At 72.9% G+C, this 11,576-nt stretch carries 11 protein-coding genes, 4 pseudogenes and 2 riboswitches; of the genes and pseudogenes, 5 read left to right on the forward strand and 10 right to left on the reverse strand.

Annotated features, from left to right (window positions below; genetic code table 11):
• The first annotated feature begins 38 nt into the window (after window positions 1–38).
• Window positions 39–281 carry a hypothetical protein gene (locus CCN29_RS02870; RefSeq protein ID WP_006136341.1) on the forward strand — a complete coding sequence of 81 codons (243 nt, stop codon included), beginning with the start codon at window positions 39–41 and terminating at the stop codon, window positions 279–281.
• Window positions 282–292: 11 nt separating this feature from the next.
• Here the strand turns inward: CCN29_RS02870 and CCN29_RS02875 are convergent, their stop codons facing one another.
• On the reverse strand, window positions 293–589 hold the full coding sequence (locus CCN29_RS02875; protein ID WP_442538220.1) for an ArsR/SmtB family transcription factor: 297 nt from the start codon (window positions 587–589) through the stop codon (window positions 293–295).
• Between CCN29_RS02875 and CCN29_RS02880 the strand changes: the two genes are divergently transcribed.
• Window positions 576–848 (forward strand): hypothetical protein, encoded by a 273-nt coding sequence (locus CCN29_RS02880; protein ID WP_006136339.1) that lies wholly within the window; start codon window positions 576–578, stop codon window positions 846–848. The genes CCN29_RS02875 and CCN29_RS02880 overlap by 14 nt on opposite strands.
• Window positions 849–880: 32 nt before the next feature.
• On the opposite strand, the pseudogene CCN29_RS02885 reads toward CCN29_RS02880, so the two are convergent.
• Window positions 881–1,150 (reverse strand): annotated as a pseudogene (locus CCN29_RS02885) (thiamine pyrophosphate-requiring protein); the annotation flags it as partial.
• Here CCN29_RS02885 and CCN29_RS02890 point away from each other — a divergent pair.
• Window positions 1,114–1,786, forward strand: a pseudogene (locus CCN29_RS02890) (potassium-transporting ATPase subunit C). The pseudogenes CCN29_RS02885 and CCN29_RS02890 sit on opposite strands and share 37 nt — an antisense overlap.
• Here the strand turns inward: CCN29_RS02890 and CCN29_RS02895 are convergent.
• Genes CCN29_RS02895 through CCN29_RS02905 form a run of 3 tightly spaced genes read right to left on the reverse strand, consistent with a single transcriptional unit; the run spans window position 1,752 to window position 4,704 of the window.
• Entirely contained in the window at window positions 1,752–2,543 is a 792-nt protein-coding gene (locus CCN29_RS02895) for an ABC transporter ATP-binding protein (RefSeq protein ID WP_086679920.1), read from the reverse strand. The pseudogene CCN29_RS02890 and the gene CCN29_RS02895 overlap by 35 nt on opposite strands.
• A complete protein-coding gene (locus tag CCN29_RS02900; RefSeq protein ID WP_086679922.1) occupies window positions 2,540–3,670 on the reverse strand; it encodes a FecCD family ABC transporter permease in 1,131 nt (376 codons plus the stop codon). Before CCN29_RS02900 ends, CCN29_RS02895 begins: the two co-directional genes overlap by 4 nt.
• Window positions 3,667–4,704, reverse strand: a complete 1,038-nt coding sequence (locus CCN29_RS02905) for an ABC transporter substrate-binding protein (RefSeq protein WP_031023059.1) — start codon at window positions 4,702–4,704, stop codon at window positions 3,667–3,669. Before CCN29_RS02905 ends, CCN29_RS02900 begins: the two co-directional genes overlap by 4 nt.
• Before the next feature lie 41 nt (window positions 4,705–4,745).
• A riboswitch (cobalamin riboswitch) is annotated at window positions 4,746–4,904 on the reverse strand.
• A gap of 165 nt (window positions 4,905–5,069) precedes the next feature.
• Here CCN29_RS02905 and CCN29_RS02910 point away from each other — a divergent pair.
• Window positions 5,070–6,056 carry a ferric reductase-like transmembrane domain-containing protein gene (locus CCN29_RS02910; RefSeq protein ID WP_086679924.1) on the forward strand — a complete coding sequence of 329 codons (987 nt, stop codon included), beginning with the start codon at window positions 5,070–5,072 and terminating at the stop codon, window positions 6,054–6,056.
• 70 nt (window positions 6,057–6,126) lie between these two features.
• Window positions 6,127–6,244: riboswitch (cobalamin riboswitch) on the forward strand.
• A gap of 48 nt (window positions 6,245–6,292) precedes the next feature.
• On the opposite strand, the gene CCN29_RS02915 is transcribed toward CCN29_RS02910, so the two are convergent.
• The 3 genes and pseudogenes from CCN29_RS02915 to CCN29_RS35535 form a co-directional block, all read right to left on the reverse strand.
• On the reverse strand, window positions 6,293–6,877 hold the full coding sequence (locus tag CCN29_RS02915; protein ID WP_086679926.1) for a GNAT family N-acetyltransferase: 585 nt from the start codon (window positions 6,875–6,877) through the stop codon (window positions 6,293–6,295).
• Window positions 6,878–6,971: 94 nt separating this feature from the next.
• A pseudogene (locus CCN29_RS02920) lies at window positions 6,972–7,629 on the reverse strand (5-methyltetrahydropteroyltriglutamate--homocysteine S-methyltransferase); the annotation flags it as partial.
• 30 nt (window positions 7,630–7,659) lie between these two features.
• Window positions 7,660–7,989 (reverse strand): annotated as a pseudogene (locus CCN29_RS35535) (hypothetical protein); the annotation flags it as partial.
• A gap of 30 nt (window positions 7,990–8,019) precedes the next feature.
• Here CCN29_RS35535 and CCN29_RS02925 point away from each other — a divergent pair.
• The gene (locus tag CCN29_RS02925; RefSeq protein WP_086679928.1) at window positions 8,020–8,667 is read left to right on the forward strand and encodes a superoxide dismutase; all 648 of its coding nucleotides are present in this window, start codon (window positions 8,020–8,022) and stop codon (window positions 8,665–8,667) included.
• 118 nt (window positions 8,668–8,785) lie between these two features.
• On the opposite strand, the gene CCN29_RS02930 is transcribed toward CCN29_RS02925, so the two are convergent.
• Both CCN29_RS02930 and CCN29_RS02935 read right to left on the reverse strand, forming a co-directional pair.
• Complete coding sequence (locus tag CCN29_RS02930) at window positions 8,786–10,993, reverse strand: S1 family peptidase (protein ID WP_086679930.1); 2,208 nt, start codon at window positions 10,991–10,993, stop codon at window positions 8,786–8,788.
• 34 nt (window positions 10,994–11,027) lie between these two features.
• Window positions 11,028–11,531 carry a hypothetical protein gene (locus CCN29_RS02935; protein ID WP_031023066.1) on the reverse strand — a complete coding sequence of 168 codons (504 nt, stop codon included), beginning with the start codon at window positions 11,529–11,531 and terminating at the stop codon, window positions 11,028–11,030.
• Window positions 11,532–11,576 lie beyond the last annotated feature (45 nt).

Below are 11,576 nucleotides of genomic sequence, written 5' to 3' on the forward strand. Positions count from 1 at the left end.
CATCGGCCCCCGGAATCTGCATCACCAACGTCGGAGTAGTGGACCCTGCCCTGGGCCCGCACACGGATCGGGTCACCGGCTACCGGACGGTGGTCAACCGGACCGGCGCCAATTACGGCGTCGTCCTGCATCTCGGAACCCTGGGCGGGGAGTTCAGGACGGCGCTTGCCTTCGGCACTCCGAGCACCGACCCGGACATGGTGCGGAGCGTGGCGAAGGCACTGCACGACCGGGCGGTAAGCCCGGATGCGGTGTGCCGGAGCGAGGCCCAGGAGATATAGGCATGGACCCGTCAGATGCCTTGCCGCAGCACCAGGTCGAGCAGGCCGGGGAAGCGCTCGTCGAACTCGGCGCGCCGCAGACGGTTGAGACGCTTGGGGCCGGCGTCGCGCTGTTCCAGCAGCCCGGCCTCACGCAGTACCGCGAAATGGCGGCTGAGGGTCGCCTTGGTGACCGGCACGTCGAAGCTTCCGCATGAGCGCTCCCAGTCCCCGGCTCCGGCGAGCTCGCGTACCAGGGTCTGCCGGACAGGGTCGGCGAGGGCGAGCAGCGCGGTCTCCAGTGGGACGATCTCGGTGGACCCGGCCAACGCCGGCATCGCCTCCGGAGTCCTCAACGCCTCACGCCAGGTGGGCGGACTCATCGGGGTCGCGGTGATGGGCCTGCTCGTCGGCGAAGTGGCCTCCGACCAGTTCCCGTCAGGACTGCGGGCCGCCCTGCTCTCGGCCGTGGCGGCCCTCGCCGTCAGCGCGGCGCTGAGCACCGTCGGCCTCCGCAAGCCCCGTACATCCATCGAGGCGTCACCGGCGGCGGCCACGCCCGCCCCGAGTGGCGTCGATGCGCGCTGACGGCCGGAAGCCGGCCGCACGGCGCCTCCTCAGCGGGCGACGTTCTTCTCGATCTCCTCCCGCCAGGCCCGGTCCTGCTTGCGGTGCAGCTTGGGCAGGAGCCGCCGGAGCGTCTCGCGGGCGTCGCCGACGAGGTTGACCTCGTTCGGGTAGCGCAGGCCGATCATGTGCGGGTCGATGTCGATCTGCACGGCCCGCGCCTGGTCCAGTTTCGGCAGGAACTGCGTGTACGGGAAGCTGGAGCCGATCATCAGCAGGGTGTCGCATCCCTGCATCAGCTCGTACGAGGGGCGGGTGCCCAGCGGCGCGTACCAGCCGAGACCTGGTGACCGGCGTCCTCTACCCCCTGCTCGTCACGGGCATCGCGCTGGGCCTGTTCCCCGGCAGGGCGAACGGCTCCGAGATCAAGGCCGACGGCACGGTCGTCGGCTCCTCACTCATCGGGCAGGCGTACAACCTGCCGCTGAGGGAGGCCAGGCAACCCCCGGCCGGACCTGACGTGGTTCCAGGGCCGCCCGCAGAACGGTCTCGGCACCAACACCGTCAACACCCAGTACGACCTCATCCTGTCCGGCGCGACCAACCGCTCCGGGGACAACGACCAGCTCGTCCAGTGGGTGCGGGACGCCAAGGCCGCCGTCGTCAGGGACAACTCCACGGACACCTGCAAGGTGAGCCCGTCCCAGGTGCCCCCGGACGCCCTCACCTCCTCCGGGTCCGGACTGGACCCGCACATCTCCCCGCAGTACGCGAACCTCCAGGTCCACCGGGTCGCCGAGCGGAACGGCCTGCCCCTCGCAGAAGTACGGGAACTCGTCGCCGGGCACACCGAGTGCCGCACCCTGGGCTTCATGGGCGAGCCGCGCGTCAACGTCCTCCAGCTCGACATCGCGCTCAGGCAGCTCACGACGGGGGCGGCGCTCCGGGAAGGAAGGTGATCTGCGGTGCCCCCGTGCGCGGGTGGACGGTGACCTCGCTCGCCACGCCGTAGACGCCGGCGAGGAGGCGGGGCGTGAGGACCTCCGCGGGCGGGCCCGAGGCGACGACTTTGCCGGCGCTCAGCACGTAGAGGCGGTCGCAGTAGTACGCGGCGAGGTTGAGGTCGTGGAGGGCGACCAGGACGGTCGCGGTCAGTCGGCGCAGGGTGTCGAGGACGTCCAACTGGTGGCGGATGTCGAGGTGGTTGGTCGGTTCGTCCAGGACGAGCAGGGACGGCTGCTGGGCGAGGGCGCGGGCGATGAGCACGCGCCGGCGTTCGCCGCCGGAGAGCCGGTCGAAGGCGCGGTGCGCCAGTTCGGTGGCGTCGACCGCGGCGAGCGCCGACTCGATCAGGCCGGCGTCCTCGAGGGTGTCGCCGTCGAGCAGCCGCTTGTGCGGGGTGCGTCCCATGGCGACGACCTCGCGCACCGTCAGATCGAGATCCACGCCGCCCGACTCCTGCACGACCGCCGCGACCGTCCGGGCGAGCCGGCGCACGGGCAGCGACCAGGCGTCGGCGCCGTCGACGGCGACGCGTCCGGACACGGGGCGCAGCACGCGGTACACGGCGCGCAGCAGACTGGACTTGCCGCTGCCGTTCGGTCCGACCAGGCCGATCACCTCGCCGGGGCGTGCGGTCAGGGAGACGTCCTCGACCAGGCGGTGCGCGCCGGCGGTGAGGGTGACCGCGTCGACGACGAGTTCCGTGCCGCTCATGACCCTCCTCGGTCGGCGCTCCGGCGGGCGTCCCTGCGCATCAGCCACAGGAAGAACGGGCCGCCGCACAGGGCGGTGAGCACGCCCACGGGTATCTCCATGGGCGCGGCGACGACGCGGGCGGCGATGTCGGCCCAGACGAGGAACACCGCACCGCCGAGGGCCGCCGCCGGCAGGACACGGCGGTGGTCGCCGCCGACGACGAGGCGGACGATGTGCGGCACCATGAGGCCGACGAAGCCGATCGGGCCGCACGCCGCGACGAGCACGCCGGTGACGAGGGAGAGCAGGACGAACATGCGGGCGCGGAAGCGGGCCACGTCCAGCCCCATCGTGGTCGCGGCCTCCTCACCGGCGAGCAGCAGGTTCAGGTTGCGGGACTGGACCATGAGGACGGCGACGCCCAGGACCAGGGCGGCGCCGGGCAGCCACAGCGTGTCCCAGGTGACGCCGCCGAGGCCGCCGAGGGTCCAGGCGAGCACCGCGCGGGCCTCGTTGCCCCGGTCGGTGGTGAGCAGCAGCAGGTTCAGTACGGCGGTGAGCACCGAGGCGACGGCCACCCCGGACAGGACCAGCCGCCCCGAGGTGATCCGGCCGCCGGTGCGGGCACTGGCGTAGACGAGCAGCAGCGCGCCGAGAGCGCCCGCGAAGGCGGCGGCCGACAGCGAGGCCGGCCCGAACAGGGTCACCCCGAAGACGATCACCGTGACGGCGCCCAGGGACGCCCCGGAGGAGACGCCGAGGAGGTACGGCTCGGCGAGCGGGTTGCGGATCAGGGCCTGAAGGGCGGTGCCCACGACGGCGAGTCCGGCGCCGGCCACCGCCCCGAGGAGCACGCGTGGGGCGCGTACGTCCAGCACGATGGTCTCCCGCGCCCGCGACCAGTCCGGCTCCACCCAGCCGGCGCCCAGCGCGCGCGTCACGATGCCCCACACCTGGCCGGGCGGCACGTGCACCGAGCCGATGGCCAGGCCCGCGACGGCGGAGCCCAGGAGGAGGGCGGCCAGGACGGTGAGGGCGAGGGGGAGGGGGAGACCGTTTCGTCCGTCGCGGTCCGGCCTGCCGTCGTGCCCGGGCCGTTCCGGCGCGGCCCGCTCGACGTCGGCCCGGGCGGCCGGGCCGGTCACGCGAAGCTCTCGGGGTGGATCCCGCGGGCCAGGTCCTCGACCGCGTAGGCCGAGCGGATGCCGACCAGCGTCGCCGTCAGCGGCAGGACGACGAACCGCTTGTTCCTGATCGCGGGCACGTCCCTCAGGGCGGGCTGGGAGAGCAGGAACTCCTTCTTCCGCTCGACGCTCCCCGCGCCGGCGTAGTCGTAGACGGCGATGACCTCGGGCGCGCGCTCGACGACCTGCTCCCACGAGACGTCCCCGAAGACGTCGTCGAGGTCGGCGAAGACGTTCTCGCCGCCGGCCAGCCGGATCAGCTCCGTGCCGAGGCTTCTGCCGCCCGCCGTGAAGGCGGCCTTGTCGCCGCTGTCGTAGACGAAGACCGGCACCTCGTCCTCGCCCTCGACCTCGGCGGCTGCGGTGTTCACGCGGCGGGCGAGGTCGGCGACCAGCTGGTCCGCCCGGTCCGGGACACCGAAGATGCGGCCGACGGTGCGGATCTCGTCGTACGTGTCCTCCATCGTGACGCGTTTCCTGCCGCAGTACTCGCGGTTGAGGTGCGTGTCGATCCCGGCGTCGGCGAACGCCTCCCGGGAACGGCCCTCGTTCTCCGCGAAGGCGCTGCCGTAGCCGCCGTAGACGAGGTCGGGCCCGGCCTCCAGGATCGTCTCGAACGACGGTTCTCTCTCGGCCAGTTCAGGGATCGACGCGTACGCCTTCCTCAACTCGGGCAGGACGGCGGAGTCGGGGAAGGCGGTGCCGACCATGCGGTCCTTCAGACCAAGGGCGAGCATGAGTTCCGCCGGGTGCTGGTGGATGGTGACGACACGGGAGGGCGGCCTGTCGTACGTCGTCCGCACACCGCAGTTGTCGATCGTGACGGGGAAGCCCGCGGCCGGCCCGGCCGTGGCCCTCGCGCCCTCGGCGGTGTCCTGCGACGAGCCGCAGCCGGCGGTCAGCAGGGCCACCGCGCACAGGGCGACGGCGGCGGCCGTCGCCCGCAGGGCGTGCCGCCCGCGGGCAGGGGTGAACAGCGGGGGACGGTCGTACACGTGAAGCCTCCTGCGGAGTCCGCGCTCCTCGGATCGGGCCCGCGACAGGCCAGTGTCCTGACTCCCGGATCGACGCTCCCCCTCGCCTTCCCGCGCGGCGCGCAGTGGCGTGTCGAAGGGTGCACTCCCCGGTCACAGTGGCGGGACCGTGCCGGATTCACACCGGCTTCCTGCTTCCCGTCGCGGCGATGACCCGCTGATCCTACGGTCCGCCCGGCGAGGACCGGCCGGTCAGGTCCGCCCCACGCGCCACTCTGGCCGGATGTGGCCTCGGTACGGCCGGGCCGCCTCGCTGACACTGGTTCCTCCGACCACCGCCCGTGCACACCGCCCTCGTCGGTGTCCCGCGCCCGGGAAGGCCCAGGATGCTGCCAGAGACGACGCCCGAGGGCGACGGCACGACCGCGCCGCCCGCCCGCGACAGGCGCCCGGCCGACCGTGTCACGCTGCGTTCCGACCTGCGGGCCGCGCTGCCCGACGCGACCGCGGCGGTCGTCGTCACGGCGGCCGTCTTCGTGTTCTTCTGGGCGCGCATGGAGTCGGGCGAGTCGGCGACCGTCGCGGTCATGCCGTTCATGGACGACGCCCGCACGTACTGGATGTACCTCCTCAGCCAGGCGTTCGGCTGGTCGGCACTGCTGTGGGCCTGGGGCACGGTCATGCTCGGCCTGCTGCTGTCGGGGCCGCGCCCCGCACGGCTGCCGGTCCCGCGGGGGACCCTCGAACGCTGGCACCGCACCACCAGCCTGACCACGACGGCCCTGATGTTCGCGCACGCGCTGATGTTCGCGACCGAACTCGTACGTTACGAGGCCAAGTTGGGGTGGGCCGGGCGGCTGTGGGCGGGCTTCGCGGACTCGTTCGTGCCCGGCTGGTACGACTCCGGCACCGGCCGCGTCGCCATCCCCATCGGCCAGGGCGCCCTCTACCTGGCCGTCCCGCTCGGCCTGCTCTTCTACGTCCGGCACCGCATCGGAGCGAACAGCTGGCGCCGGCTGCACCGCTTCGTCATCGTCGTCTACGTGCTGAGCGTGTGGCACACCCTGCTGTACGGCACCAACGTCTGGTACGGCGAGTGGCCGCGCACGGTGCTGTGGCTGCTGCAACTCCCGGTCGCGGTGCTGCTCCTGCTCCGTCTGCTGCGGCCGGCGCGGCGGGCGGAGCGGCTGGGCGCGGCCGGGGGCCGCGGGCGCGGGTCGCTGCCGGGCTGGGTGGTGCGGGCCGCGGGCCGAGTGGTGGCCGTGGCCGTAGTGGTGGGGCTGCTCGTCGTAGTGGCGTCCGGCCGGGACGGCGGCCGCGAACGCCCGGCCGTACCGCCGACGACGGGCCCGCACGCGCCCGAGACCGAGTGAGCACGGGCCCGTACGATCCCGGCGGCCGGCTGACGGGATGATGACCGGCGACAGGGCGACGACGGTCCGGGGAAGCCGGTGCGCATCCGGCGCGATCCCGCCAGTGTGATCGGCGAGCGAACCCCGTACGACGCCACTGCCCCGCGAGGGCAGGAAGGCCGGGGCGAGCCGCGACCCGCCCCGGCGCCGCACCGCTCCTGAGCGGCGGCGACCGCCGTGCTCGCGGGCCGCGGGACTCACAAGGGCTGCGGCACGAGATGGCGGGCGGGATGGCGCGGGCCGAGGAAGACGACGACGCCTCTGCCGTCGGGGGACGGATGGGTGGCCTGGATCCAGCCCTGGCGGCGGTAGAAGCCCAGGGCCCTGGGCGCCCGGACGGACGTGAGGAGCCAGCAACGCCCGTCGGGGGCGGGCGCGGTGACCGCTTCCAGCAGCCTTCCGGCGAGCCCGCTGCCCTGCGCGCGTGGCCGGACGGCGAGTTCGTCCAGCTCGAAGGCTCCGCACAGCCAGTCGTTCGTCCGCCGGGCGCCGAGCCCCGCCGCGGCCTGCGGGTAGCAGCGGTCCGTCGGGAAGGGCGGAAGCGTGGTCCACCCGGTGGCGAAGCCGACCACGTCACGGCCGGCGAAGGCCAGCGCCGCCGTGAAGCCGGGACGCCGCACGTCATGGGTGAGGCGCCCGGCGAACTCGGCCGCCCTCTCCTCGTCCTCGTTCCACGGCGGTGCGGCGAAGGCGTCCGCGTAGACCGAGCGCAGCGCGTCGGCGTGGGCGAGCACGTCCCGGCCCTGCAGCACGCGGACGACGGGATCCGCCGGAGTGTTCACGCGACCCCTCCCCTTCCTGCAACCTGATCCTTGTTGCAATCAGTGTGCAACAAGGGTCGAGCGCTGGTACAGGAGGCCTCGCGGCCGAGCGCGTTCAGGAAGCGGACAGTTCCTCACGGACGGTACTGGCGGCGGCCACCAGGTTCTCCAGGGAGGCGCGGGTCTCGGGCCAGGCGCGGGTCTTCAGGCCGCAGTCGGGGTTGACCCACAGCCGCTCCGCCGGGATGGCCTCCAGCCCGGTGCGCAGCAGCGCGGCGGCCTCCGCGGCGTAGCACATGTGGGGTGTGGATCTGCGTGTCCGGCCGCACTCCCGCCGTGGTGAGCCGGAACGCCTCGGTCGCCCACGCCAGGTACGCGGCGCGGTCGGCGGTGCGCAGCGGCAGGGTCTCACGCAGCGCGGGCTCGTCGACCTGGATGACCGCGGTGCCGGCCGCCTCCAGGTCGGTCACCTCGTCGCGCAGGGCGAGGGCGACCTGGCGGGCGGTGTCGGCGAGGGGCTGGTCGTCGCGGACGAAGGACCAGGCGAGCATGGTGACCGGCCCCGTGAGCATGCCCTTGACCGGCCGGGAGGTGAGGGACTGGGCGTACGTCGTCCAGCGCACCGTCATCGGCTCGGGGCGGGAGATGTCGCCGGCCAGGTTCGGCGGGCGGACGTACCGGGTGCCGTAGGACTGGACCCAGCCGTGCCGGGTGGCCAGGCAGCCGGTGAGCTGCTCGGCGAAGTACTGCACCAAGTCGCCGGTCGGTACCTCGTCGATGCCGGCTTCCGCCAACTGCCGCCGGTTGGCATGGCGCAGCCCGGCGGCGGTGGCGTGCAGGGCGTCCGCGGAGACGCTGCCCTTCCAGTAGCCCTCGATCGCCTTCTTCAGTTCTTGGTCCTGTCCCTGGCGGGGGTAGCCGTACACGGTGGCCCGTGCCGTCGCGGCGGCGGACTGGGTGGTCACGGAGATCTCCTTCGCGAGATGAATCCCTGAGATCCCGGGACGGGACGAGAGCGCGAAGGGGTCTACGGCCGGCGTCCGGCGCGAGGTGTGGGAACGCGTACGCGGGGGTCCTAGGTCCGACGTCCGATCGCGCGCTATCGTTCCTGCTGCTAGCGTGCAGTTGCACATGACTCGCAATAACGTCGGAGGACGTTGGACATGGCGCTTTACACGCTCCCTGAGCTCCCGTACGACTACGCGGCGCTGGCTCCGGTGATCAGCCCGGAGATCATCGAGCTGCACCACGACAAGCACCACGCGGCCTATGTGAAGGGGGCGAACGACACCCTGGAGCAGCTGGCCGAGGCGCGTGACAAGGACGCGTGGGGCGCGGTCAACGGGCTGGAGAAGAACCTGGCCTTCCATCTGTCGGGCCACATCCTCCACTCGATCTACTGGCAGAACATGACCGGCCCGAAGGAGGGCGGCGGCGAGCCGCTCGCGCAGGACGGCGTGGGGGACCTGGCCGACGCGATCACCGAGTCCTTCGGTTCCTTCGCCGGTTTCAAGGCCCAGCTGTCCAAGGCCGCCGCCACCACGCAGGGCTCGGGCTGGGGCGTGCTCGCGTACGAGCCGCTGAGCGGGCGGCTGATCGTGGAGCAGGTCTACGACCACCAGGGCAACGTCGGCCAGGGCTCCACCCCGATCCTGGTCTTCGACGCCTGGGAGCACGCCTTCTACCTCCAGTACCGGAATCAGAAGGTGGACTTCATCGAGGCCATGTGGCAGGTCGTCGACTGGCAGGACGTCGCGAAGCGTTACGAAGCCGCCAAGGCCCGCACCGACGTACTGCTGCTGAAGCCCTGACCCCGCCGAGCCGTCCTGCCTCGTGATCGTCTTCTCACCGTTTCACCGGGCAGGCGCGACGAAGGGCCCCGCGAGCACGCGGCTCGCGGGGCCCTTCCGTGGGTGGGGTGGGGTGCCGTCAGCGGACCGCGTACCCGAAGTACTCACCGTGGGACGGGAGTCCGCCCTGACCCGGCTGGTACGTGGTCGCGGGGGCGCTGGTGCCGCCCGTCACGGCGTTCGGGAACGGCAGGACGTGCACGGCGCCCGTGGCGGCGGGACCGTACGGCAGGCCGATGTACAGGTTCCGCGGGGTGAAGTGGATGCTGGTGCCCATCTTGGCGCCGGCGCTCGGAGGTCCGGGGACGCCGTCGCCGTCGCCCGCCTCGATCCACGAGTCGTTGGCGCCCGCCGATCCCAGCAGGGAGAAGGTGTGGACGGCGCCGGCGTCGGTGACGCCCGCGAGGTCCTCACCCGGGGTGCCCACCGCGATCTTCAGGGTCGCGGCCGAACCGACCTCGCGGGGCGCGGTGTTGACCGCGCTGAGGGCCGCGCCGGTCTGGTCGCCCGCCTCGATCGTGCCGGAGCGGTCGTCGGTCCCGGAACCCTGGTTCAGGGCGTGCATGTACTCCCAGGTGCCGTCGCCCTTGATGTGCACGAGGAGCACGTTGCCCGCGCCGGCCTGCTGCGCGCCGCCGGTCTCGGCCGCCAGGGCCTCGCCCGGGGCGCCGACCGCGAGGATCGAGTCGGTGGCCGTGGCCGCGCCGGACGGGCGGTACGCGACCAGCGCGAGGGCCTGGCCGAACTTGTCACCGGCCTCGGCCCCGGCGTTGAGCTCCGGGTTGTCCTGGTCGAGTCCCGTGACCACGGTGGGCCGCCCGGCGGCGTCCAGCGTGTGGCTGAACACGGACAGGTTGCCGGCGTTCGCGTCGCCGCCGATCGCGTCGCCGGGAGCGCCGACGGCGATGAAGTTGGCGTCGCCCGCCACGGCCGTTCCGAAGCCGTCGTTCGCCTCGGCCGCGCCCGGGACGCTGCCCGAGTCCTGGTTGATGTCGATGCTGGTGTTGTCGTGCACGTAAAAGGCGGCGCCCGCCTTAGCGAGCGAACCGATCGCCTCGCCCGGCGCGCCGATCAGGACCCACGGCCGGCCCTCGGCGGTGGTGCCCGCCTCGAGGGCGGCGCCCATCCGGTCGTTGCTCTCGGCCTTGGCGGTGCCGATGGAGCCGGTGCCGGAGCCCTGCTCGAAGTGCGCCGCCGCCGGGCCGCTGCCGAGACCGCTCCTGCCGCCGAACAGGATGTCGACGAAGCCGGCGTCGGTGGCGGTGCCGAGGTCCTCCTCGGACGCGGACACCACCAGGTCGGTGTAGCCGTCCTCGTTGTAGTCGACGGTCGCGAGATGGTTGCCGAAGTGGTCCCCGGCCTCGGCGCCGCCGGGCACCCAGTCCAGGTCCTGGGTGATCTCGGCGGTGCCCTTGCCGCCGCCGAGGACGACACGGACCAGGCCCGCGGTGGTGTCGCCGCCGACCGTGGCCATCGGGTCGCCGACGGCGATGTCCTCGACGGCGTCGCCGTTGAAGTCGACGATGCGGGTGGCGCCGGCCTTCGACGCGACCCAGGCGGCGAGGTCGTCGACGCGCGCGACGACACCCGCCGTGGAGGTCTGCGTCGCGTCGGTGCCGAGGCAACCGCCCTGCGAGGACCGGCTGGTGAGGCCGACGAGCTTGCCGCCGGAGAGGACCGGACCGCCGGCGTCGCCCATGCAGGCGGCGATCCCGCCCTTGCCGGTGACGTTCGCGGAGGTGGCCGCGGCGGAGTCCACGGTGTAGACGCCGGTGTGCAGCTGGTTCGGCGCCCACACGGTCTTCGTACGGCCGTAACCGGCGAAGGTCAGCTCCGTGCCCGCCGCGGGCGCGCCGGCGGCGAACGCCGCCGGGGTCACGCCGGTCACGGGCCGGCTGAGGCGGGCCAGCACCACGTCGCGGTCCGTGCGCGGCACGATCTCGACGACGCGGCGCTCGGCGCCCCGCGTGCCGGTGAGGTCGGAGCGGCCGACGACCGCGGTCGTCGCCTTGGCGGGGACGCCGGCCGGCACGGCGAGCGAGGCGGCCGGGTCGTCGGCGAAGCAGCTGGCCGCGGTCAGCAGCCACTCGGGGTCGACGAGGACCGCGGAGCAGCCGCGGTCGTGGGCGCCGACGGTGATCTTCGCCGTGTAGGCGTACGCGGTGTCCGAGGCGGCCACCGGAGTGCCGCCGGTGACGGCGAGGGCGGGGGCCGCGCTCAGCACGAGCGACCCGGCGGCCAGGACGGCGCAGAGCGAGGCCGCCGAAGGACGTCTGACGAAGGACATGAAGGTGGGTTCCTCAATCATGGGGAGTGGCGGCTCAGTTGCTGACGTTGATCTCGACGAGTACGTGCTCCCGGCCGTCGACGGACTCGCCGACGCCCTCCCAGGTGTCCGCCGGGATGTCGTACTCGACCTGCTCGTCCTCGACCGTCATCTCCAGATGGGTGTTGGCGGAGTCGTCGGTCTTCACGCCGTGCACCGCGGGCAGTTCGAGGGTCAGGAAGCCGGTGTCGGCGGTGACCTGGAAGCAGACGTCCTCGCGGTCACGGGCGAGGAACCGCAGGAGGTCGGTGCTGTCGGTGCATTCGGCGAGCACGATGTGGCCGTCGCCGCGCTTGAGGACGATGTCCTGCTCGGCGAGGATCCGGTCGGCGTCCGGGTAGGCGTAGTCCTCGACGGCGTAGCCGGGCGCGGCGTCGACGACGGCCTCGGCCGGTGAAGCGGCGGCGCCGGCGTTGCCGTGGGCGAGCACGGCCCAGGCCAGCGCGCCGGCGGTGGCCGCGGCGCCCAGAAGGCGCACGAGTGCGTTGCGTGTCTTCATCACAGTCCTAGAAAGTCGGAACAGTCCTGGAAGGTCGGGTCTCCT

It is taken from the genome of Streptomyces pseudogriseolus (assembly GCA_002154585.1).
GTDB classification, from domain to species: Bacteria; Actinomycetota; Actinomycetes; order Streptomycetales; family Streptomycetaceae; genus Streptomyces; species Streptomyces pseudogriseolus.

Bases quoted from the DNA above. Each gene is read 5' to 3' on its own strand.
- CCN29_RS02895 (WP_086679920.1), bottom strand. From the start codon at position 2,543: ATGAGCGGCACGGAACTCGTCGTCGACGCGGTCACCCTCACCGCCGGC.
- CCN29_RS02910 (WP_086679924.1), top strand. From the start codon at position 5,070: ATGCTGCCAGAGACGACGCCCGAGGGCGACGGCACGACCGCGCCGCCC.
- CCN29_RS02925 (WP_086679928.1), top strand. From the start codon at position 8,020: ATGGCGCTTTACACGCTCCCTGAGCTCCCGTACGACTACGCGGCGCTG.
- CCN29_RS02930 (WP_086679930.1), bottom strand. From the start codon at position 10,993: ATGTCCTTCGTCAGACGTCCTTCGGCGGCCTCGCTCTGCGCCGTCCTG.
- CCN29_RS02935 (WP_031023066.1), bottom strand. From the start codon at position 11,531: ATGAAGACACGCAACGCACTCGTGCGCCTTCTGGGCGCCGCGGCCACC.